The sequence below is a fragment of the Sphingomonas chlorellae genome, from assembly GCF_056485145.1.
In genome coordinates, this window is sequence record NZ_JBQXXM010000001.1 from 88,499 (window position 1) to 110,048 (window position 21,550).

General features: G+C 69.4%; 17 protein-coding genes and 1 tRNA gene. 11 read left to right on the forward strand and 7 right to left on the reverse strand.

What is annotated here, in order from left to right; translation table 11 throughout:
- Positions 1–75: 75 nt before the first annotated feature.
- From pabB to msrA, 3 genes are read left to right on the forward strand one after another with little or no spacing between them, the layout of a single operon-like run.
- A complete protein-coding gene (pabB, locus tag ACT3CF_RS00450; RefSeq protein WP_478421292.1) occupies positions 76–1,857 on the forward strand; it encodes an aminodeoxychorismate synthase component I in 1,782 nt (593 codons plus the stop codon).
- 33 nt (positions 1,858–1,890) lie between these two features.
- The gene (locus ACT3CF_RS00455; protein WP_478419751.1) at positions 1,891–3,090 is read left to right on the forward strand and encodes a pyridoxal phosphate-dependent aminotransferase; all 1,200 of its coding nucleotides are present in this window, start codon (positions 1,891–1,893) and stop codon (positions 3,088–3,090) included.
- 27 nt (positions 3,091–3,117) lie between these two features.
- A complete protein-coding gene (gene msrA / locus ACT3CF_RS00460) occupies positions 3,118–3,771 on the forward strand; it encodes a peptide-methionine (S)-S-oxide reductase MsrA (protein WP_478419753.1) in 654 nt (217 codons plus the stop codon).
- 16 nt (positions 3,772–3,787) lie between these two features.
- Here the strand turns inward: msrA and ACT3CF_RS00465 are convergent, their stop codons facing one another.
- Together ACT3CF_RS00465 and mgtE are read right to left on the reverse strand one after the other, a co-directional pair.
- Positions 3,788–4,192: a DUF1489 family protein gene (locus ACT3CF_RS00465; protein WP_478419754.1), complete on the reverse strand. Its 405-nt coding sequence runs from the start codon at positions 4,190–4,192 to the stop codon at positions 3,788–3,790.
- 62 nt (positions 4,193–4,254) lie between these two features.
- Positions 4,255–5,664 carry a magnesium transporter gene (gene mgtE / locus ACT3CF_RS00470; protein WP_478419755.1) on the reverse strand — a complete coding sequence of 470 codons (1,410 nt, stop codon included), beginning with the start codon at positions 5,662–5,664 and terminating at the stop codon, positions 4,255–4,257.
- 137 nt (positions 5,665–5,801) lie between these two features.
- Between mgtE and ACT3CF_RS00475 the strand changes: the two genes are divergently transcribed.
- Positions 5,802–6,230, forward strand: a complete 429-nt coding sequence (locus tag ACT3CF_RS00475) for a peptidylprolyl isomerase (RefSeq protein ID WP_478421293.1) — start codon at positions 5,802–5,804, stop codon at positions 6,228–6,230.
- Positions 6,231–6,303: 73 nt separating this feature from the next.
- On the opposite strand, the gene ACT3CF_RS00480 is transcribed toward ACT3CF_RS00475, so the two are convergent.
- Positions 6,304–7,191, reverse strand: coding sequence for a LysR substrate-binding domain-containing protein (locus ACT3CF_RS00480; protein ID WP_478419756.1), 888 nt, complete (start codon positions 7,189–7,191; stop codon positions 6,304–6,306).
- Between the two features lie 300 nt (positions 7,192–7,491).
- On the opposite strand from ACT3CF_RS00480, the gene ACT3CF_RS00485 reads away from it, so the two are divergent.
- The gene (locus tag ACT3CF_RS00485) at positions 7,492–9,777 is read left to right on the forward strand and encodes a CDC48 family AAA ATPase (RefSeq protein WP_478419757.1); all 2,286 of its coding nucleotides are present in this window, start codon (positions 7,492–7,494) and stop codon (positions 9,775–9,777) included.
- Here the strand turns inward: ACT3CF_RS00485 and ACT3CF_RS00490 are convergent.
- Both ACT3CF_RS00490 and ACT3CF_RS00495 read right to left on the reverse strand, forming a co-directional pair.
- Complete coding sequence (locus ACT3CF_RS00490) at positions 9,737–10,990, reverse strand: MFS transporter (RefSeq protein ID WP_478421294.1); 1,254 nt, start codon at positions 10,988–10,990, stop codon at positions 9,737–9,739. The two genes, ACT3CF_RS00485 and ACT3CF_RS00490, sit on opposite strands and share 41 nt — an antisense overlap.
- Before the next feature lie 44 nt (positions 10,991–11,034).
- Positions 11,035–11,367: an antibiotic biosynthesis monooxygenase gene (locus tag ACT3CF_RS00495; RefSeq protein WP_478419758.1), complete on the reverse strand. Its 333-nt coding sequence runs from the start codon at positions 11,365–11,367 to the stop codon at positions 11,035–11,037.
- 281 nt (positions 11,368–11,648) lie between these two features.
- On the opposite strand from ACT3CF_RS00495, the gene ACT3CF_RS00500 reads away from it, so the two are divergent.
- Positions 11,649–11,891 carry a hypothetical protein gene (locus ACT3CF_RS00500; RefSeq protein WP_478419759.1) on the forward strand — a complete coding sequence of 81 codons (243 nt, stop codon included), beginning with the start codon at positions 11,649–11,651 and terminating at the stop codon, positions 11,889–11,891.
- Positions 11,892–11,953: 62 nt separating this feature from the next.
- Here ACT3CF_RS00500 and ACT3CF_RS00505 read toward each other — a convergent pair whose 3' ends face one another.
- Positions 11,954–12,445, reverse strand: a complete 492-nt coding sequence (locus ACT3CF_RS00505; protein WP_478419760.1) for a hypothetical protein — start codon at positions 12,443–12,445, stop codon at positions 11,954–11,956.
- Between the two features lie 245 nt (positions 12,446–12,690).
- A tRNA-Leu gene (locus tag ACT3CF_RS00510) sits at positions 12,691–12,777 on the reverse strand.
- Between the two features lie 205 nt (positions 12,778–12,982).
- Between ACT3CF_RS00510 and ACT3CF_RS00515 the strand changes: the two genes are divergently transcribed.
- The 5 genes from ACT3CF_RS00515 to gltB all read left to right on the forward strand — a co-directional run bounded on the left by ACT3CF_RS00515 (position 12,983) and on the right by gltB (position 21,542).
- Entirely contained in the window at positions 12,983–13,909 is a 927-nt protein-coding gene (locus tag ACT3CF_RS00515; protein ID WP_478419761.1) for a complex I NDUFA9 subunit family protein, read from the forward strand.
- 87 nt (positions 13,910–13,996) lie between these two features.
- Complete coding sequence (locus ACT3CF_RS00520) at positions 13,997–14,803, forward strand: undecaprenyl-diphosphate phosphatase (RefSeq protein WP_478419762.1); 807 nt, start codon at positions 13,997–13,999, stop codon at positions 14,801–14,803.
- Between the two features lie 141 nt (positions 14,804–14,944).
- Positions 14,945–16,429, forward strand: coding sequence for an NAD(P)-dependent oxidoreductase (locus ACT3CF_RS00525; RefSeq protein WP_478419763.1), 1,485 nt, complete (start codon positions 14,945–14,947; stop codon positions 16,427–16,429).
- Positions 16,426–17,028, forward strand: coding sequence for a DUF2059 domain-containing protein (locus ACT3CF_RS00530; RefSeq protein WP_478419764.1), 603 nt, complete (start codon positions 16,426–16,428; stop codon positions 17,026–17,028). Before ACT3CF_RS00525 ends, ACT3CF_RS00530 begins: the two co-directional genes overlap by 4 nt.
- A complete protein-coding gene (gltB, locus tag ACT3CF_RS00535) occupies positions 17,028–21,542 on the forward strand; it encodes a glutamate synthase large subunit (RefSeq protein WP_478419765.1) in 4,515 nt (1,504 codons plus the stop codon). The genes ACT3CF_RS00530 and gltB overlap by 1 nt, the downstream gene beginning before the upstream one ends.
- Positions 21,543–21,550 lie beyond the last annotated feature (8 nt).

Below are 21,550 nucleotides of genomic sequence, written 5' to 3' on the forward strand. Positions count from 1 at the left end.
GAGATAGGCGGCGGCGCCATCCGGGGCAACATGGGCCTTGCCGTCGGCGCGCGGGGCCTGCATTTCGGGACGACCATGCGCTTGCCCGATCCCCCGTTCGTGCTGCTCGACGACGCGCGCGCCGGCCATGCCGGTGCGCGGCTCTATGCCGATCCGGTCGAAATCGTCACGGCGCGCGACGCGGCGGCGGTGGCGACGGCGCTCGACCGGGTGCGCGCGGGTGTCCGCGACGGCCTGCATGCCGCGGGCTTCTGTGCCTATGACCTGCATGCCGAAGCGCGCGATGCGGCGGGAGCGGCTGAGGCCGCGGTGCCGCGGCTGTGGTTCGGGCTGTTTCAGGCGCCGTCGCGCCTCGACGCCGACGGCGTTGCCGCGTTGTTGCCCGATCCTGCCGGCGCCTTTGCCGCCGCGCCGCGCCCGCGCGTGTCGCGCGCCGACTATGGCGCGGCGTTCGCGCGCGTGATCGACTATATCCGCGCGGGCGACATCTATCAGGCCAACCTGACCTTCCAGGCCGAGGTGCCGGTCGCGGGCGGTCCGGCGGCGCTCTATGCGCTGCTGCGCGCGCGGGCGGCGGCGGGGCAGGGGGCGCTGGTGGCGACGGGCGAGGACTGGCTGCTGAGCCTGTCGCCCGAACTGTTCTTCACGCTGACCGACGGCGCGCTCGTCGCGCGGCCGATGAAGGGGACCGCGGCGCGCGCCGCCGACCCGGCCGAGGACGCCGCGCGTGCCGCCGCGCTGGCGCGCGACCCGAAGCAGCAGGCCGAGAATCTGATGATCGTCGACCTGATGCGCAACGACCTGGCGCGCGTGGCGCAGCCGGGCAGCGTGCGCGTGCCCGACCTGTTCGCGGTCGAACGCTATCCGACGGTGCACCAGCTCGTCTCGACCGTCACCGCGACGCTCGACCCCGCGCGCGACGCGGTCGACGTGCTCGACACGCTGTTCCCCTGCGGTTCGGTGACGGGCGCGCCCAAGCGCCGCGCGATGGCGATCATCGACGAGGTCGAGGCGGCGCCGCGCGGCGTCTATACCGGCGCGATCGGCCGGATCGACGCGGGCGGGGCAGGGGCGGCGTTCAACGTCGCGATCCGCACGCTCCACCTTCGCGCGGGCGACGACATGGCGACGCTGGGGCTCGGCTCGGGCGTGGTCGCCGATTCGGATGTCGACGAGGAATGGGCCGAGTGCCTTGCCAAGGGGCGCTTCGTCACTGCGGGCGAGCCGGGGTTCGACCTGATCGAGACGATGCGCTTCGACCCCGTCGACGGCATCGCGCTGCTCGAGCGCCATCTGGCGCGGATGAAGGCGAGCGCCGCCGCGCTGGGCTTTCGTTTCGACCGGCACAGCGCGCGCAACGAGTTGCAGGCGGCGACATTCCGGCTGCGCACGCCCGCGCGCGTGCGGCTGGTGCTGTCGCCGCGCGGCGCGATCGCGGTGGGGATCGCCCCGCTGCCGGTGACGCCCGAGCTGCCGGTGCGCGCCGCGGTGGTGCCGCTGCCGGTCGCGCCCGACGATTTCCGGCTGCGCCACAAGACGAGCCGGCGCGGCTTTTACGACGCGGCGCGGCGCGCGCGGCCCGGTTGCTGGGAGGTGGTGTTCGCCGATCGCGACGGGCGGCTGACCGAGGGCAGCTTCACCTCGCTGTTCGTGCCGCGCGGCGACGTGCTGGTGACGCCGCCGCTGGCGCGCGGGCTGCTTCCCGGCGTGCTGCGCGCCGAACTGATCGCGACGGGCCGCGCGATCGAGGGCGAACTGACCGCCGCCGACCTGGCGGGCGGATTTTTGCTGGGCAATTCGGTGCGCGGACTGGTTTCAGCCGTTACAGTTGCGGACAGCGAAGCCGCCGCCCTATAGGCGCGCGCACAGCTACCGCGAAAGGCGACCGTCATGCAGATCTCCGCCGCGCTTCAGCGCATCCAGCCTTCGGCCACGCTCGCGATGACGTCGCGGGTGTTCGAACTCAAGCGGCAGGGCATCGACGTGATCGGCTTGGGCGCGGGCGAGCCCGATTTCGACACGCCCGACTTCGTCAAGGACGCCGCGATCGAGGCGATCCGCGCGGGCAAGACCAAATACACCAATGTCGACGGCACCGCCGAGCTGAAGGCGGCGATCGCGCTGAAGTTCAAGCGCGACAACGGGCTCGATTACGCCCCCGCGCAGATCACGGTGAATGTCGGCGGCAAGCACACGCTGTTCAACGCGATGGTCGCGACGCTCGATCCGGGCGACGAGGTCGTCGTACCCGCCCCCTATTGGGTGAGCTATCCCGACGTCGTCCAGTTCGCGGGCGGCAAGCCGGTGTTCGTCGCGGCGGGCGCCGACCAGGGGTACAAGATCACCCCCGAGCAGCTCGATCGCGCGATCACCGCCAAGACCAAGTGGGTGATCCTCAATTCGCCGTCGAACCCGACCGGCGCCGCCTATTCGGCCGACGAGCTGAAGGCGCTGGGCCAGGTGCTCGAACGCCATCCGCACGTGTGGGTGTTCGCCGACGACATGTACGAGCACATCCTGTACGACGGTTTCGAATTCGCGACGATCGCGCAGGTGTGCCCGTCGCTGTACGAGCGCACGCTCACCGTCAACGGCTGTTCCAAGGCCTATGCGATGACCGGCTGGCGGATCGGCTTCGCGGGCGGCCCCGCCGAGCTGATCAAGGCGATCGCCAAGCTGCAGTCGCAGTCGACGTCGAACCCCTGTTCGATCGCGCAGGCGGCGGCGACCGCGGCGCTGACCGGCGATCAGTCGTTCCTGCGCGACCGCGCGCGCGCGTTCCAGCAGCGCCGCGACCTGGTCGTGGGCATGCTCAACGCGATCGAGGGCATGACCTGCCCGACGCCCGAGGGCGCCTTCTATGTCTATCCCGAATTCGCCGCGCTGATCGGCAAGACGACGCCCAAGGGGCAGGTGATCGACACCGACGAGGCGATGATCGGCTATCTGCTCGACGAGGCGCGCGTGGCGGCGGTGCATGGCGGCGCGTTCGGCCTCTCGCCGGCGATGCGGATCAGCTATGCGACCTCGGAAACGCTGCTGCGCGAGGCGTGCACGCGCATCCAGGACGCCTGCGCCGCCTTGCGCTGAGCCGCGATTCGTCCGATCGTCGCGGCCATGGGGCGCAGGACGAACCGGGTATTGGCCGCGATCGCGGCCGTGACGCTGTTGACCGCGGGCGCGCGCGTGCCGCGGGCGGTGCCGATCCCGCCGCCCGCACAGGACGTGCCCGCCACCGGCGACGAGCAGGTCGCGGTGCTGGCCGGCGGCAATTTCTGGGGACTCGAGGCGGTATTCCAGTCGGTGCGCGGCGTCCATTCGGTGACCAACGGCTATGCCGGCGGCACCGCGGCGACCGCGCGGCACGGGCTGGTCGTCGGCGCCCGCACGCGCCATGCCGAGGCGGTGCAGATCGTCTATGACCCCGCCAAGGTGAGTTTCGGGACGCTGCTGCGCATCTTTTTCGCGGTCGCGCACGATCCGACGCAGCGCGACCGGCAGGGGCCGGACCGCGGCCCGGCCTTTCGATCGGCGATCTTTGCGCAGGACGAGGCACAGCGCCGCGTCGCGCAGGCCTATATCGAGCAGCTCGGCAAGGCGCGCGTCTATCCGCGGCCGATCGTGACGCGGATCGAGACCGGACGCTTCTTTCCGGCCGAGGCGGCGCAGCAGGACTTTTTCTGGCGCAACCCGATGCACCCCTATGTCGTGCGCTGGGACAAGCCCAAGGTGACGGCGTTCCGCAACACCTTTCCGCAGCTCGCCAACTGAGCCGCGGCGCGCGCGATCAGAGCAGCCCCAGCGCCCCGAGCGCATGGGCGAGATCGGCCGGCAGCGCGTCGACCCCCGCCGCCGCATCGTCGAGATCGGGCGGCGCGTCGGCGCCTTCGAGATAGCGCCAGCCCTGATGCGCGCGCTTGGGCCGCGGCGCGACGCGGATCAGCTGCGGCGCGAGCAGGATCGCGGTGCGCCCGCCCTCCGCCTCGCCGAAACCGAGGATCGGCGAGCGCCCGACGAGCTGGTGCTTGAGAATCCAGAACAGCGATCCGCCGACGATCTCGGCATGGCGCTTGGGCAGGTAGCGCGTCGTCAGCGCGACGGCGCCGCCGTCGGCCGCGCGCGATTCGAGCCGCGACTGGAGGAAATCGACGCTGTCGCAGCCGAAGGCGACCTTGGTGAGATGGAGGGACACGGCGACCGATCTGGCCCTCACGCGCGGCGCAATCAACCCGTCCGTCGGGGATTCGTGCCGCGTCAGCCGCCCAGCCCGACCAGCGTCGCCAGCCCCAGAAAGGTGAAGAAGCCCATCACGTCGGTCATCATCGTCACGAACACCGCCGACGACACCGCCGGATCGACCCCCGCCTTTTCGAGCGTGACCGGGATCAGCACGCCCGACAGGCCCGCGATCAGGTTGTTGATGACCATCGCCATGCCGATCACGAGCGCGAGCGCGGGGATGCCGTAGATCAGCATCGTGCCGATGCCGATCGCGACGCCGAGCGCGGCGCCGTTGGCCGCGGCGATCGACAGTTCGCGCAGGATCATGCGCAGCGTGTTCGAACTGGTGAGCTGATTGGTCGCGAGCGCGCGCACCACGACGGCCAGCGTCTGCGTGCCGGCATTGCCGCCCATCCCCGACACGATCGGCATCAGCACCGCGAGCAGCGCGAAGCGTGCGATCACGCCTTCGAACAGCCCGACCACCGACGCCGCAAGGATTGCGGTGCCCAGGTTGACGAACAGCCAGGTCAGCCGCGTGCGCACCGTCAGCAGCACGGGCTGGTTGATGTCGCCCTCGCCCGCGCCCGACAGGCGCAGAATGTCCTCGCCCGCCTCTTCGGAAATGATGTGGACGATGTCGTCGACGGTAATCATGCCGACGAGCCGGCCGTTGGCATCGACGACCGCCGCCGAGATGAGCGCGTATTTCTGGAAGCGCAGCGCGACCTCTTCCTGGTCCATGTCGACCGGGATCAGCGTCTGTTCGCGCTTCATCACGTCGCTGACCGAAACCGAGCGCGGCGCGCGCAGGATCCACGACAGCGCGCAGGTGCCGACCGGCTTGTGGCCGGGATCGACGACATAGATTTCCCAGAAGTCGGTCGTCAGCTCTTCGTGCGAGCGCAGGAAATCGAGGACATGGCCGACGGTCCAGTGTTCGGGCACCGCGATCAGCTCGCGCTGCATCAGGCGGCCGGCGGTCTCCTCGGGATAGGACAGCGCCTCCTCGATCGCGGCGCGATCGTCGGGATCGAGCGCGCGCAGCACCTCGCGCTGATCGTCGGCGTCCATGTCCTCGATGATCGCGACGGCATCGTCGGTATCGAGTTCGGCGGCGATGTCGGCGACCTGGTGCGGCTCGAGCGCGTCGACCAGCGCCTCGCGCACCCAGTCGTTCATCTCGGCCAGCACGTCGCCATCGATCAGGTCCGAAATCGCCGCGGCCAGCGCCGGACGCTGCTCGGTGGGGGTCAGCTCGACCAGGTCGGCGATGTCGGCAGGATGGAGCGGCTCGACGCGCGCGCGCGCGGCCTCGGTATCGCCCGCGGCGACCGCTTCGAGCACGGCATTGACGAAGGCGGGCTTGAGCCGGTCGTCCTCGTCGAGCTCGCTGTCGGCGGGACGGTCATGCGCCTCGGCGTGAAGTTCGGTTTCGCTCATCGTCCGATCTCCTGCGCACGAACCCAGCCCCGCCCGCTGCCACTGCCGCGCCCGATTTGCAACTCCCCCGGGCTATGCGTAGGACGACGCGACAACTCGCAGGAGAATGGACCGTGTCCGAACCGACCAACCTTGTGATGACGCTGGAAACCGGCGACGTTCACATCAAGCTGCGGCCCGACCTCGCGCCCCAGCATGTCGCCCGCATCGCCAAGCTCGCCGACGACGGCTTTTACGACGGCGTCGTCTTCCACCGCGTGATCGACGGGTTCATGGCGCAGGGCGGCGATCCGTCGGGCACGGGCATGGGCGGTTCGAAGGAGCCCAACCTGCCGGCCGAATTCAGCAACGCCCCGCATGTCCGCGGCGTGTGCTCGATGGCGCGCACGATGGATCCGAACAGCGCCAACAGCCAGTTCTTCATCTGCTTCGACGACGCGCGCTTCCTCGACGGCCAGTACACGGTGTGGGGCGAGGTGACCGAGGGCATGGAGCATGTCGACGCGCTCCCCAAGGGCGAGCCGCCGCACACGCCGGGCAAGATCGTGCGGATGCGCACCGCCTGAGCCCCGGCAAGACCGGGGGCGGACACGCCGCCCCGGCAACCGATGCCGCGTGCCCGCCCCGGCGGGCGCGCGGTCATTCGGGTTTCAGCGTGTCGACCAGCCAGTCGTAGAAGACGCGCACCGGCCGTTGCCCGAGCGCGCGCGGACGGCACACGAACCAGTAGCTGTACGGGCTTTCGACCTCGGTATCGGGGAAGAGCCGCACCAGGCGCTCGTCGCGCGCCGCCTCGAAATGCGATTCGAGCAGAAACGCGACGCCCAGCCCCTGCGCCGCCGCTTCGAGCAGCAACGTTCCCGAATCGAACAGGTCGATCGCCACAGGCTCGAGCTCGGGCATGTCGATCGCCGCGCGCCATGCGGTGAACAGTTCGGGCATCTCGCGATGGACGAGCGCGGTCAGCGTCGCGAGCTGTTCGGGGCGCGTGATCGGCGTGGGGCCTTCGACCATCGATCGCGTGCCGATCGCATAGACGCGATGCCGGTCGAGCCGGCGCGCGTGCAGCCCCGGATCGACATCGCGCGCGATGACGATCGCGGCGTCGAGCCCGTCGCCGAGCCGCGCCAGCGCATGCGTTCCCGAATCGATGTCGAGATGCAGTTCGGGATGCCGCCGCTTCATTTCGGGGAGCAGCGGCAGCAGCCGTTGCGTCGCGAACAGCGGCGGGATGCCGAGTCGCAGCCGGAGCAGTTCGCTGCCGCTCGTCATCGTCTCGACGCCGTCGGCCATCGCGTCGAGCGCGGGGGCGATCAGCCCCAGCAGGCGCTCGCCATCGTCGTTGAGCCGCAGCGACTGGTGGCGCCGTTCGAACAGCGGTTTGCCGATAAAGCGTTCGAGCGCCTGGACGCGCCGGCTGAGCGCGGGCGACGAAAGCGCCAGCTCCTCGGCCGCCGCCTTGATCGACCCGAGCCGGGCAACCTGGACGAACGCTTCGATCGCAGTGAGGGGAGGGAGCCTTCGCATATCCGCTTCTTGTGCAGTGCATCACGGGCGAATCGACCGGCCCGCGCGTGCGGATCGGCCCCTCCACCCTTGGGACGATTATCGCGCGACGCACCAATGATTGCAACCTTTGCAATCTTGTCGGAGTCATTTCGCACTTGCACAATTGTTCGCCGCAGTGCACATAGAACGGGCCTTTCAGGCATCCTCTCCTAAAACTTTCCCGGCCGGTCCTTGTTGACCGGCCATTTTTTTTGCCCCTCTCCCGGCACCGCGCGCTGCTTCCTATGTTCCCGTCTCATGCCGGATAGGGATCAACGAATGGCAGACGACGAACCACGGGGCCGCCGGTTGCAGGTCGCGAATGCGCGTCCCGAAGACAGCGGCCGCGGGCTGGCGCATCTTCCGCGCGCATTGATGGCAGCGCTCGGCATCGCCGAGGGCGACGTGATCGAGATTGTGGGCAAGCGGGCCACGCCGGCGCGCGCGGTAATGCCCTATCCCGAGGACGAAGGGCTCGAACTGCTGCGCATCGACGGGCTCCAGCGTGCCAATGCGGGCGTCGGATCGGGCGATTTCGTCGAGGTGCGCCGCGCCGAATCGAAGCCCGCGACGCGCGTGATCTTTGCGCCCGCGCAGCAGAACCTGCGGTTGCAGGGATCGAGCCACGCGCTGCAGCGCACCTTTTTCGGGCGGCCGCTGACCGCCGGCGACACGATCGCGACGGTGGCGCACCAGCGTGCCGACGTGCCCCCCAACGTCGCCCAGTTCCTGCGCGCGCCCGCCTATGCGTTGCAGGAGATCCGGCTGGCGGTGATCGCCACGGTGCCGCGCGGCGTGGTGCATATCGACGAGAATACCGAGGTCGAGCTGCGCCCCGAATATGAGGAACCCAAGGAAAGCCGCCGCGCCGACGTGACCTATGACGACATCGGCGGCATGGGCGCGACGATCGACCAGCTTCGCGAGATGGTCGAGCTGCCCTTGCGCTATCCCGAGCTGTTCCAGCGGCTCGGCGTCGATCCGCCCAAGGGCGTGCTGCTCCACGGGCCGCCCGGGACGGGCAAGACGCGGCTGGCGCGGGCGGTCGCCAACGAGAGCGACGCGCAGTTTCATCTGATCAACGGGCCCGAGATCATGGGCTCGGCCTATGGCGAATCGGAAAAGCGGCTGCGCGAGGTGTTCGAGGAGGCCGCGAAGAACGCGCCGTCGATCGTGTTCATCGACGAGATCGATTCGATCGCGCCCAAGCGCGGCCAGGTGTCGGGCGAGGCCGAAAAGCGGCTGGTCGCGCAGTTGCTGACGCTGATGGACGGGCTGGAGGCGCGCGCCAACATCGTCGTGATCGCGGCGACCAACCGCCCCGACGCGATCGACGAGGCGCTGCGCCGCCCCGGCCGGTTCGACCGCGAGATCGTCGTCGGCGTTCCCGACGAGCGCGGCCGGCGCGAGATCCTGGGCATCCACACGCGCGGCATGCCGATCGCCGAGGCGGTCGACCTCGATGAGCTGGCGCGCACCACCTATGGCTTTGTCGGCGCCGACCTGGCCGCGCTCGCGCGCGAGGCGGCGATCGAGGCGGTGCGCCGGATCATGCCGCGGCTCAACCTGGCCGACGGCAGCATCCCGGCCGAGGTGCTCGAGACGCTGGCGGTGACGCGCGAGGATTTCCTCGAGGCGCTCAAGCGGGTCCAGCCCTCGGCGATGCGCGAGGTGATGGTGCAGGCGCCGCAGGTCCGCTGGGACGATGTCGGCGGACTCGACGATGCGCAGATGCGGCTGAAGGAAGGCGTCGAGCTGCCGCTCAAGGATCCCGATGCGTTCCGGCGGCTGGGCATCCGCCCGGCCAAGGGCTTTCTGCTCTATGGCCCGCCCGGCACGGGCAAGACGCTGCTCGCCAAGGCCGTGGCGCGCGAGGCGCAGGCCAATTTCATCGCGACCAAGTCGAGCGACCTCTTGTCGAAATGGTATGGCGAGAGCGAGCAGCAGATCGCGCGGCTGTTCGCCCGTGCGCGTCAGGTGGCGCCGTGCGTCATCTTCATCGACGAGCTCGACAGCCTTGTTCCCGCGCGCGGCGGCGGGCTGGGCGAACCGCAGGCGACCGAGCGCGTGGTCAACACGATCCTTGCCGAGATGGACGGGCTGGAGGAGCTGCAGTCGGTGGTGGTGATCGGTGCGACCAACCGGCCCAACCTGATCGATCCGGCGCTGATGCGGCCGGGGCGGTTCGACGAACTGGTCTATGTCGGCGTGCCCGATCGTGGCGGGCGCGAGCGCATCCTGCGCATCCAGACGGCGAAGATGCCGCTCGCCGACGATGTCGACCTGGGTGCGGTGGCGGCGCGCACCGAACGCTTCACCGGCGCCGACCTGGAGGATGTGGTGCGCCGCGCCGGACTGGTGGCGTTGCGCGAATCGCTGGCGACGCAGCGCGTCACGATGGCGCATTTCGAAGCGGCGCTCGCCGAATCGCGCGCCACGGTGACGCCCGAGATGGAGGCCGACTATGCCGCCATGTCGGGGCGGCTGAAGCAGCAGGCGGCGGCGATCCAGCCGATCGGCTTCATCACCCCCGGGATGCTGCGTCCGCGCGATTCCGAAGCGTGAGCGCGGCATAGCCGAGCAGGCAGAGCAGCGCGGCGGCCGTGGCCAGATAGGGCAACGGCCGCCACAGCTGGTAGAGCCCGATGCCGATCGACGGACCGAGCACGAAGGCCGCGCCGTTGATCGAGGTCACCTTGCCCGCGACCGCGCCCTGCGTTGCGGCATCGACCGCGATCGAGGCGCCCGCGGTGAAGCCGGGCCGGGCGAAGCCGAAGCCGAGCGAGGCGAGCGCATAGCCGAGCGCGATCGCATAGAGCCCGGGCGCCGCGGCGACGATCAGGCATCCCGCCCCGGCAAGGCCCGCCCCCGCCAGCACCAGTGCGCGCGGGCGCAGGTCGAGCAGCGGGATGAGCCCCCATTGCGCGAGCAGCGTCGATCCCGCGCCGATCATCAGCACCAGCCCGGTGGGTTCGAGCGCGCGGGCAGGGGCCAGCCCCAGCCGGTCGATGACGAGGAAGCCGATCGTCTGGCCGACGATCGCCTGCGCATGGCCTGCGACCAGCCCGACGACCATCCACCCGCGGATCCGCGCGTCGAAGGTGGCGATCCGGCCGCCGCGGGGCGCGGTCGCGGCGGTGACGCTCGCGCCGGTCGCCTGGCCGCCGATCGAGGGATAGCCCATCGCCGCGCCCGGGGCGGCGTGCGCGTCGCGCGGCAGCAGGCGCAGCACCGCGACGAAGATCGCCGCGCCGATCGCGGCGGCGACGAAGGCAGGGCCGGCCAGCCCGATCTGCGGCCCGCCGGGCCAGGCGCGGCCGAGCACCAGATAGGGCGCGATCGCCGGCCCCAGGATCGTTCCCAGCCCGAATGCCGAGGCGAGCAGCGTCAGCGCGCGCGTGCGCGCCTCGCGGCTGGTCCGCCCCGCGACGATCGCCTGCACCGCCGGCGGCGCCGCCGAGCCGAACAGCCCATAGACGACGCGCGCGCCGATAAAGGCGAGGAAACAGCTCGCCGGCGCGAGCACGCCGTTGATGCCGAGCGCGAGCGAAAGTCCGCACAGGAACAGCGACAGCGTGAACCCGGCGACGCCGAGCAGCACCATGGCGCGTCGCCCCTGCCGGTCCGACCGGCGCGCCCAATAGGGGGCGGCGATCACCCACAGCAGCGCCGATACCGAAAACACCGCCGCGACGGTGGTATCGGCGGCGCCCAGCGATCGGCCGAGTGCGGGCAGCACCGATTGCAGCGCGGTGTTGCCCGCGGCGATCGCGAGCATCACGGTGAACAGCAGCGCGAAGGTGCCGTCGATCCGCGCCCGGTTCACACGCGCGCCCAGCCATGGCTGCGGTCGATCGTCGCGGCGTGCAGCCGGGAAGGGCGATACCAGCGGCGGCGCCCCGCGGCGCGCGCGGCGCTGTGCGCGGGATGATGCCGCCACGCTACCGCGCTCGCCGCGTCAGTCCAATGGCGGATCGTGATTCCCGCCGCACCCGCCGACAGGCTGTCGACGCCGTGAGAGCCGGGCTGCAGCGCCGCCGGCGCCTCCGTCCGCGCGGCCATCGCCGCATAGCTTTCCGGGTCCTCGCCGGTGTGCTCCGAAAGGAACAGCACCGCCACCTGCCCGCTGTAATCCTCGTCCATGGCCGCGAGCATGCGTTGCGTTGCACGCATGTGCAAGCGACGCTGGTTGCACGCAAGTGGTGGCGACGCGCGCGCTGTGGCTGGGGGACGATTACAACCCCGTCAGGCCGCACTCGAAATCGAGCGGGAAGACCCCCGCCGAGATCGCCGGCCAGCGTCCCCGGGGGCATGCCCCCGGACTCGTTGCCATCCCCTCAACCAACCATCATGAAGGAGCCGGACTCTCCCCCTGAGTGGTAACAATCAGGGGGCACGTCACGCAGGAACTCGCGCGGCGCCTGTCGCAGGCGCGCATGCGCTCGCTCACCCGCGCTGCCGGCCTCAACCCCGAACAGCAGCTACCGGACCTGCGGCCTCGCTTTCATATCGGGCGGGAATTGACTGGCAGCATTGATTTCAACGTGACGATCAGCGCCCTCGGTGAATGCCTGTCCGTACCATGCTGCCTGAGTTTCACCGCAGGCCTCGCGGACGATACCGGTGATCAGACGGGCGCACCGATGCGGGTGAACATCGCCTTCACAAAGGTGACGTAGCGGGCGTTGATGGTCGTCGGGCTGATGGTGGGCAGCCCCTACGCGCGATTCTTCTCAATGGCCTACACAATGGTAAGCCCGTCGAGTGCCTTCGTCTTTCCGAGGTTCATCGGCATGCCAACGATCATGTTGAACGGGTGGCGCCCATCCTCGCGGCCGATGGTCCGCAAGTCGCGGGTGTCCCCGAAGGTCTTTCGCAGGAGCCTGTACACGGGCTTGTGCGCCGTGATGGTGGGTTGGCCCCACCGGCGCTTTTGCTCCTTGGGAGGCCGATACTCGCAGATAAGGTCGGCGATGGCGTGCTGGCGGGGCGTTCGATGGTCCAGTGCCGCGAGCATTATCGGATCGCTTGGCTGGTGGCCGAAGTCGCCCTTGAGGCGAGCGAGGTCGATTGCTGCCAGCTCCTTGTTCGCCCGCATCAGCAGCGGCAACAATGTCCGGTGGGCGCGGGACGTCGTGTCGACCACGATCCCTTCCGCGTCCAGCACGCGCGCTGCGAACGGCGGGAAGTCGTCTATCTGGTTCCTGCCGAGCCGATCCGTGGTGTTGGCCACGGTGAACAGGTTGCCCGTGACCGCCTCCTCCCACGCTTAGGCTGGCGCCGGGGAATGCAAGTGGCCGTGATCAAGCTCGCGGTTCCGCTCTTTCGGAAAGGCGCGGTTATCGTACCAGCGCCCGTTTCGGGGAATCAGATAGGACTTCCGGCCCAATTTCGGCGCACCTTCGTCTGTGACAGGATTATGTGCCACCGGCTGCCAAAAACTCAGGAAATCCGCGGTTTCCGCCCGTCAGGGGAAAATGGTGCCCAGAAGAGGACTCGAACCTCCACGACCTTGCGATCGCCAGCACCTGAAGCTGGTGCGTCTACCAATTCCGCCATCTGGGCACGGGGTAGGCCGCGGCCTCTAGGGGAGGGGTCGGGGTGTTGTCAACGCCCAATTTCCAGAAATTTGCGGGGCCTGCGAAAATCGTTGCCGCACCCGTGCCGCGCACGCCGTTCGGCGCATGCCGCCGCCCCCGCATCCTTCGCGGCTTGCCGTTTGGGCGCGTGCGCGGCATGGGGAGGGCAGGCGAAACCTCAAGAGGCAGGCATGAAGGACAGGCTGGTAACGCTGTTTGGCGGCGGCGGATTTCTGGGCCGCTATGTGGCACAGGAACTCTATCGCGCGGGTGCGCGCATTCGCGTGGCGCAGCCCAGGCCGCGCGACGCCTGGTTTCTGAAGCCGCTCGGCGGGCTCGGCCATACCCAGTTCGTCGCGGCCGACGTCACGCGTGCCGATACGGTCGCCCGCGCGGTCGACGGCGCCGATCTGGTCGTCAACCTCACCGGCACCTTCGGGCCGATGCAGGCGGTGCATGTCGACGGCGCACGCAACGTCGCGCAGGCGGCAGCGCGCGCGGGCGTGAAGGCGCTCGTCCATATCTCTGCGCTCGGCGCCGATGCCGCGTCCGATTCGGCCTATGGCCGCACCAAGGGCGAAGGCGAGGCGGCGCTGCGCGACGGCTTCGCCGGTGCCACGATCCTGCGCCCCTCGGTGATTTTCGGGCGCGAGGACGCGTTCCTCAACCGCTTTGCCGGAATGATCGCGGGCGCACCGGTGGTGCCGGTGCTGCGCCCGCAGGTCCGTTTCCAGCCCGTCTATGTGATCGACGTCGCCCAGGCGGTGGTCGCCGCGCTCGGCGATCCCGAACGCCATGGCGGCCAGACCTATTCGGTCGGCGGGCCCGAGGTGTTCAGCATGATCGAGCTGCTGCGCTGGATCGCTGCGGCGACCTGCCGTCGCCCGCATTTCGTCACGCTTCCCGACGCGGCGGGCGCGCTGCTCGCCGCGCTGCCGGGATCGCCGATCACGCGCGACCAGTGGCGCATGCTCCAGCACGACAATGTCGTCCCGGCCGGCGCGCCGGGGCTCGACGCGCTGGGCATCGTCCCCACCCCGGTCGGCACCGTCGCGCCCGACTGGCTGGTGCGGTTCTGTCCGCAGGGCCGCTTCGGCCAGTTCAGCCGCGCTGCCTGAGCCGTCGTTCCGTTTTCCGCAACCCGCAACGCCGCCGCCGTCCCACCCACGGCGGCGGCGTCTTGCTGCCAGGGGAGCCAGTAAGCCATGACCGAACTGATTGTCGCGATCCTGCTCGGGATCGTCGAAGGCGTCACCGAATTCCTGCCCGTCTCGTCGACGGGGCACCTGATCCTTGCCAGCGAGCTGCTCGGTTATGACGCCCAGCAATGGGCGATGTTCAACGTGGTCATCCAGCTCGGCGCGATCCTGGCCGTGCTGGTGCTCTATTGGCGGACCTTCTGGGCGGTCGCGGTCGGGCTGCTGCAACGCAATCCGGTGTCGTGGCGCTTCCTGCGCAACCTGCTCATCGCGTTCCTGCCCGCCGCGGTGATCGGGCTCGCGCTGCACAAGCATATCGAGGCGCTGCTCGGCGCCCCGCGCGTCGTCGCGATCGCGCTGATCGTCGGCGGCATCGCGATCCTGGTGATCGAGCGGCTGATCCGCCGTACCGACATCGTCGGTATCGCCGAGATCCCGGTGGTGCGCGTGCTCGGCATCGGCTTCATCCAGTGCCTCGCGATGATCCCCGGCGTCAGCCGCTCGGGCGCGACGATCATGGGCGCGCTGTCGCTGGGCGTCGAACGCCGCACCGCGGCCGAGTTCAGCTTCTTCCTCGCCATCCCGACGATGCTCGGCGCGACCGTGCTCGAACTCGCGAAGAACGGCAGCACGCTCACCACCGGCCGCGTCGGCTGGGGCGAGATCGCGGTCGGGTTCGTCGTCGCGTTCGTCGTCGCGCTGCTCGTCATCAAATGGTTCGTCGGCATCGTCAGCCGGCACGGCTTTGCGCCGTTCGCCTGGTACCGGATCGTCGCCGGCGCCGCCGCGCTGGTGTGGCTCTCGATGCGATAGGACCGATTCGGACTCATTGTGCGGGATCAAAATGCAGCAAGATCCCGCGCCGTCTGCACCCCCGATATTTTAAGACAGCAAGACTGCCATACTTTCCATTTTTTGCGTGACTCGCCCAACTCACGCATGTATCGAACGCGCATGGCCGAGAATCCCATGCTCAAGTTCGTGACGCGCCCCCAGGCGTACCCGTCGAAGCGCCCCGCGGCGCCGCGCGCGAAGGATTTCAAGGAAATCGCCGACCGCTTCGCGCCGCCCGAGGCGGAATCGCAGGCGGGGCGCTGCTCGCAATGCGGCGTGCCCTATTGTTCGGTGCACTGCCCGCTCCACAATCACATCCCCGACTGGCTGCGGCTCACCGCCGAAGGCCGGCTCGAGGAGGCGTATCAGCTCTCGAACAGCACCTCGACGATGCCCGAGATCTGCGGCCGCATCTGTCCGCAGGACCGGCTGTGCGAGGGCAATTGCGTGATCGAGTTCTCGGGGCACGGCGCGGTCACGATCGGCTCGGTCGAAAAGTTCATCACCGACACCGCCTGGGAAAAGGGGTGGGTCGCCCCCGTCGCGGTCGGGCGCGCCCGCGGCCAGTCGGTCGGCATCATCGGCGCCGGTCCCGCCGGGCTCACCGCCGCCGAATATCTGCGCGTCGAGGGCTATGACGTGCATGTCTATGACCGGCACGACCGTGCGGGCGGGCTGCTCACCTATGGCATTCCGGGCTTCAAGCTCGAAAAGGAAGTGGTGATGCGCCGCGTCGCCCGGCTCGAGCAGGCCGGCATCCACTTCCATCTCGGCTTTGCGGTGGGCGCGGATGCGACGCTTGCCGAACTGCGCGCGCGCCACGACGCGCTGCTGATCGCCACCGGCGTCTACAAGCCGCGCGCGATCAAGGCGCCCGGCGTCGGCGCGGCGGGAATCGTCGACGCGCTCGACTATCTGATCGCGTCGAACCGCAAGGGCTTCGGCGATGCCGTCCCCGCGTTCGACGACGGCAGCCTCAACGCGCTGGGCAAGCATGTCGTCGTGATCGGCGGCGGCGACACCGCGATGGACTGCGTCCGCACCGCGGTTCGCCAGGGCGCCGCCAGCGTGAAGTGCCTCTATCGCCGCGACCGTGCGAACATGCCCGGCTCGCAGCGCGAGGTCGCCAATGCCGAGGAGGAGGGCGTCGAGTTCGTCTGGCTCTCCGCGCCCGACGCCTTTGACGGCGATGCCCGCGTCACCGGCGTCCGCGCCAGCCGGATGCGGCTCGGCGCGCCCGACGCCTCGGGCCGACGCGCCCCCGAGCCCGATCCGGGCAGCGGTTTCCAGCTCAAGGCCGATCTGGTCATCAAGGCGCTCGGTTTCGAGCCAGAGGATCTGCCCCGGCTGTTCGGTGCCGACGAACTCGGCGTCACGCGCTGGGGAACGCTGCGCACCGACGGCAAGACGATGATGACCAGCCTCGACGGCGTGTTCGCCGCCGGCGACATCGTGCGCGGCGCCAGCCTGGTCGTCTGGGCGATCCGCGACGGGCGCGACGTGGCGGCGCACATGCATGGCTGGCTTCAGGCGCGCGCATCCGCCGCGGCCTCCCGGCCCGCATCCGCGGCCGTCGCCGCCCAGCCTGCGGAGAGCCTGGCATGATCCGCCGTCGCATGCTCTGCCTTGTCGCGGCGCTCGTCGTCGCCACGCCTGCCGCAGCGCAGAATGCCGCACCGACACCGGCACTGGCACCGGCCCCGGCAACCGCCGCCGCGCCCGATCCCGTGCGGGTCGCGGCCGCGACGCAACTCATCACGCGACTGCTGCCCGCGGACCGTGCCGAGGCGATGATCGACCAGATGATCCGGCCGACGATGGGCAATCTGCACGCCGCGATGGCGCAGGCGCCCGAGCTGAAGGCGGCCTTTGCCCGCAACCCCAAGGCCAGGGCGGCGCTCGACGCCTTTGTCGCGGACGAGATCGCGCGCTCGAGCACCATCGTCAAACAGGCGCTGCCCACGCTGCGCACGGCGATGGCGCGCGCCTATGCCCGCCGCTTCACCGAGGCGCAGCTCAACGAGATTGCGGCCTTTTTCGATACGCCGACGGGCCGGCTCTACGCCGAACAGGCGCCCACCATCATGGGCGATCCCGACATCCTCGCCGCACAGCGCGCGATGATGACCCAGGCGATGCAGGGCGTGGCCGAACGCGCCCAGGCGATGGCGGCAAAGCTCGCCGCAGAACAGGACAGGAAGTGATGACCAAGACGCTGGCCGCCGAGCGCGAGCGCCTCGCCCGCGAGGGCATGTACCGCCCCGAATTCGAAGGCGATGCCTGCGGCGTCGGCCTGGTCGCCGCGACCGACGGCCAGCCGAGCCGCCGCGTCGTCCAGTCGGCGATCGACGCGCTCAAGGCGGTGTGGCACCGCGGCGCGGTCGATGCCGACGGCAAGACCGGCGACGGCGCGGGGATCCATGTCGACCTGCCGCTGCGCTTCTTCGACGAGGCGATCGCCGCTTCGGGGCACCGCATGCTCCCCAACCGGCTCGCGGTCGGCATGATCTTCCTTCCGCGCACCGACCTGTCGGCGCAGGAAACGTGCCGCACGATCGTCGAGAGCGAGATCATCGACGCGGGCTACACCATCTATGGCTGGCGCCAGGTGCCCGTCGACGTCGCGGTGATCGGCCAGAAGGCGCAGGCGACCCGGCCCGAGATCGAACAGATCATGATCGCCGGGCCCGAACCCACGGCAATGGACGCCGCCGAGTTCGAGCGCCAGCTCTACCTGATCCGCCGCCGCATCGAAAAGCGCGTGATCGCGGCGCAGGTCGGCGGCTTCTACATCTGCTCGCTGTCGTGCCGCTCGATCATCTACAAGGGGCTGTTCCTCGCCGAATCGCTGTCGGACTTCTATCCCGACCTCAAGGACGAGCGCTTCGTCAGCCGCGTCGCGATCTTCCATCAGCGCTATTCGACCAACACCTTCCCGCAATGGTGGCTGGCGCAGCCGTTCCGCTGCCTCGCGCACAATGGCGAGATCAACACCATCCGCGGCAACAAGAACTGGATGCTCAGCCACGAGATCAAGATGGCGAGCATCGCGTTCGGCGAGCATAGCGAGGACATCAAGCCCGTGATCCCGGCGGGCGCGTCGGATACCGCCGCGCTCGACGCGGTGTTCGAGGCGATCTGCCGCTCGGGCCGCGACGCCCCCACCGCCAAGCTGATGCTGGTGCCCGAATCGCTGGGCGAGGATACCGCGGCGACGCACCAGGCGATGTACCAGTATCTCGCCAGCGTGATGGAGCCGTGGGACGGCCCCGCCGCGCTCGCGATGACCGACGGCCGCTGGGTGGTCGCGGGGATGGACCGCAACGCGCTGCGCCCCTTGCGCTACACGCGCACCGCCGACGGGCTGCTGATCGTCGGTTCGGAAACGGGCATGGTCCAGGTTCCCGAATCGAGCGTGCTCGCCAAGGGACGGCTGGGGCCGGGCCAGATGATCGCGATCGACCTCGATCGCGGCGAGCTGTTCGACGACCAGGCGATCAAGGACCGGATCGCGGGCGAGCTCGACTATGCGGCGATGATCCAGGGCTTCCTGACGATCGACGACCTGCCCCGGGTCGAGGCGGACACCCCGATCCGCGACCGCGCCGAGCTCGCGCGCCGCCAGGTCGCGGCGGGCCAGACGCTCGAGGATCTCGAACTGATCCTCGCGCCGATGGTCGAGGCGGGCAAGGAAGCGATCGGGTCGATGGGCGACGACACGCCGCTCGCGGTCATTTCGGACAAGCCGCGCCTCATCAGCCAGTTCTTCCGCCAGAATTTCAGCCAGGTCACCAACCCGCCGATCGACCCGTTGCGCGAACGCCATGTGATGTCGCTCAAGACGCGCTTCGGCAACCTCGCCAACATCCTCGACAAGGAGGCGAATGCCAGCCGCGTGCTGGTGCTCGACAGCCCGGTGCTCACCAATGCCGACTGGACGCGGCTCAAGGCGCATTTCGGCGCGCAGGCGGCGGAAATCGACTGCACCTTCGACGCTGCGGGCGGCGCCGATGCGCTGCGCGCCGCGATCATGCGCATCCGCAACGAGGCCGAACAGGCGGTGCGTGCGGGGCGGACCGAATTGTTCCTCACCGACGAACATATCGGGCGCGACCGCGTGGCGATCGCGGGGGTGCTCGCCGCCGCCGCGGTGCACACGCACCTCGTCCGCCGCGGGCTGCGTTCCTATGCCAGCATCAACGTGCGCGCTGCCGAATGCCTCGACACGCATTATTATGCGGTGCTGATCGGCGTCGGCGCGACCACGGTGAACGCCTATCTGACCGAGGCGGCGATCATCGACCGCCAGTCGCGCGGGCTGTTCGGCGATCTCGGCGTCGCCGATTGCCTCCAGCGGCACCGCAAGGCGATCGAGGAAGGGCTGCTCAAGATCCTCTCCAAGATGGGGATCGCGGTCATCAGCTCGTATCGCGGCGGCTACAACTTCGAATCGGTCGGGCTCAGCCGCGCGCTGGTCAACGACCTGTTCCCGGGCATGCCGAGCAAGATTTCGGGCGAAGGCTATGCCTCGCTCCATCTGTCGGCGATCCTGCGCCACCAGGCGGCGTTCGACGGCGCGGTCGCGACGCTGCCGATCGGCGGCTTCTATCGCCAGCGCAACGGCGGCGAGACGCATGCCTATTCGGCGCAGCTGATGCACCAGCTCCAGACCGCGGTCGCGACCGACAGCTATTCGGGCTATCTCGCCTTTTCGCGCGGCGTGCGCGACATGCCGCCGGTCTATCTGCGCGATCTGCTCGAATTCAACTATCCGGCCGAGGGCGTGCCGATCGACCAGGTCGAGGCGATCACCGAGATCCGCAAGCGCTTCGTCACCCCCGGCATGTCGCTCGGCGCGCTCAGCCCCGAGGCGCACGAGACGCTGGCGATCGCGATGAACCGTATCGGCGCGCGCGCGGTGTCGGGCGAGGGCGGCGAGGACCGCAGCCGCTACACGCCCTATGACAATGGCGACAACGCCAACTCGACGATCAAGCAGGTCGCCTCGGGCCGCTTCGGCGTCACTGCCGAATATCTCAACGCCTGCGACGAGATCGAGATCAAGGTCGCCCAGGGCGCCAAGCCCGGCGAGGGCGGCCAGCTCCCGGGCTTCAAGGTCACCGAGTTCATCGCCAAACTGCGCCACGCGACGCCCGGCGTCACGCTGATCTCGCCGCCGCCGCACCACGACATCTATTCGATCGAGGATCTGGCGCAGCTCATCTACGACCTCAAGCAGATCAATCCGCGCGCGCGGGTGTGCGTCAAGCTGGTCAGCTCGGCGGGCATCGGCACCGTCGCGGCGGGCGTCGCAAAGGCGCATGCGGACGTGATCCTCGTCTCGGGCCATGTCGGCGGCACCGGCGCCTCGCCGATGACGTCGATCAAGTACGCCGGCACGCCGTGGGAAATGGGGCTGTCGGAGGTCAACCAGACGCTCACGCTCAACGGGCTGCGCGGCCGCGTGACGCTGCGCACCGACGGCGGGCTCAAGACCGGGCGCGACATCGTCATCGCCGCGATCCTCGGCGCCGAGGAGTTCGGCATCGGCACGCTCAGCCTCGTCGCGATGGGCTGCATCATGGTGCGCCAGTGCCATTCGAACACCTGCCCGGTCGGCGTCTGCACGCAGGACGAGCGGCTGCGCCAGAAGTTCGTCGGCACGCCGGAAAAGGTCATCAACCTGATGAGCTTCATCGCCGAGGAAGTGCGCGAGATCCTCGCCCGGCTCGGCTGCAAGAGCCTCGACGAGGTGATCGGCCGCACCGAGCTGCTCCGCCAGGTCAGCCGCGGCGCCGAGCATCTCGACGATCTCGACCTCAACCCGATCCTCGCCAAGGTCGATGCCGACGAGGCCAATCGCCGCTTCAGCCTCGCCACCTTCCGCAACGCGGTGCCCGACAGCCTCGATGCCCAGATGATCAAGGACGCCGCACCCGTCTTTGCGCGCGGCGAGAAGATGCAGCTCACCTATTCGGTGCGCAACACGCATCGCGCGGTGGGCACGCGCCTGTCGTCCGAGGTGACGCGCCGCTTCGGCATGTCGACGCTCGCCGACGGCCATGTCCATGTCCGGCTGCGCGGTTCGGCGGGCCAGTCGCTCGGCGCGTTCCTGTGCAAGGGCATCACGCTCGAGGTGTTCGGCGACGCCAACGATTATGTCGGCAAGGGGCTGTCGGGCGGCGTCATCGTCGTGCGGCCGATGGTCAGCTCGCCGATCGAATCGTGGAAGAACACGATCATCGGCAACACCGTGCTCTACGGCGCGACCTCGGGCCGGCTGTTCGCGGCGGGCCAGGCGGGCGAGCGCTTTGCGGTGCGCAACTCGGGCGCCGACGTCGTGGTCGAAGGCTGCGGCGCGAACGGCTGCGAGTATATGACCGGGGGCACCGCGGTGGTGCTGGGCCGCGTCGGCATGAACTTCGGCGCGGGCATGACCGGCGGCATGGCGTTCGTCTACGACGCCGACGGCAGCTTCGCCCGGCACGCCAACCCCGAAAGCATCGTCTGGCAGCGCGTTGCTTCGGCGCACTGGGAGGCGCGGCTGCGCGAACTGGTGCTCCAGCACGCCGAGGCGACCGACAGCCGCTGGTCGCGCGGACTGATCGAGGACTGGGAGCAGGTGCTCGGCCATTTCTGGCAGGTCGTGCCGCGGGAGATGCTCTCGCGCCTCGCGCATCCGCTCGACGATCATGCCGAGGCGGTCGCCGCCGAATGAGCGTCGCG

What these genes read in the sequence shown, in the direction of transcription:
- pabB (WP_478421292.1), top strand. Translation starts at nt 76, where the DNA reads ATGCGCTTGCCCGATCCCCCGTTCGTGCTGCTCGACGACGCGCGCGCC.
- ACT3CF_RS00455 (WP_478419751.1), top strand. Translation starts at nt 1,891, where the DNA reads ATGCAGATCTCCGCCGCGCTTCAGCGCATCCAGCCTTCGGCCACGCTC.
- msrA (WP_478419753.1), top strand. Translation starts at nt 3,118, where the DNA reads ATGGGGCGCAGGACGAACCGGGTATTGGCCGCGATCGCGGCCGTGACG.
- mgtE (WP_478419755.1), bottom strand. Translation starts at nt 5,664, where the DNA reads ATGAGCGAAACCGAACTTCACGCCGAGGCGCATGACCGTCCCGCCGAC.
- ACT3CF_RS00475 (WP_478421293.1), top strand. Translation starts at nt 5,802, where the DNA reads ATGACGCTGGAAACCGGCGACGTTCACATCAAGCTGCGGCCCGACCTC.
- ACT3CF_RS00480 (WP_478419756.1), bottom strand. Translation starts at nt 7,191, where the DNA reads ATGCGAAGGCTCCCTCCCCTCACTGCGATCGAAGCGTTCGTCCAGGTT.
- ACT3CF_RS00485 (WP_478419757.1), top strand. Translation starts at nt 7,492, where the DNA reads ATGGCAGACGACGAACCACGGGGCCGCCGGTTGCAGGTCGCGAATGCG.
- ACT3CF_RS00490 (WP_478421294.1), bottom strand. Translation starts at nt 10,990, where the DNA reads ATGCTCGCGATCGCCGCGGGCAACACCGCGCTGCAATCGGTGCTGCCC.
- ACT3CF_RS00495 (WP_478419758.1), bottom strand. Translation starts at nt 11,367, where the DNA reads ATGCTCGCGGCCATGGACGAGGATTACAGCGGGCAGGTGGCGGTGCTG.
- ACT3CF_RS00500 (WP_478419759.1), top strand. Translation starts at nt 11,649, where the DNA reads ATGCGCTCGCTCACCCGCGCTGCCGGCCTCAACCCCGAACAGCAGCTA.
- ACT3CF_RS00515 (WP_478419761.1), top strand. Translation starts at nt 12,983, where the DNA reads ATGAAGGACAGGCTGGTAACGCTGTTTGGCGGCGGCGGATTTCTGGGC.
- ACT3CF_RS00520 (WP_478419762.1), top strand. Translation starts at nt 13,997, where the DNA reads ATGACCGAACTGATTGTCGCGATCCTGCTCGGGATCGTCGAAGGCGTC.
- ACT3CF_RS00525 (WP_478419763.1), top strand. Translation starts at nt 14,945, where the DNA reads ATGGCCGAGAATCCCATGCTCAAGTTCGTGACGCGCCCCCAGGCGTAC.
- ACT3CF_RS00530 (WP_478419764.1), top strand. Translation starts at nt 16,426, where the DNA reads ATGATCCGCCGTCGCATGCTCTGCCTTGTCGCGGCGCTCGTCGTCGCC.
- gltB (WP_478419765.1), top strand. Translation starts at nt 17,028, where the DNA reads ATGACCAAGACGCTGGCCGCCGAGCGCGAGCGCCTCGCCCGCGAGGGC.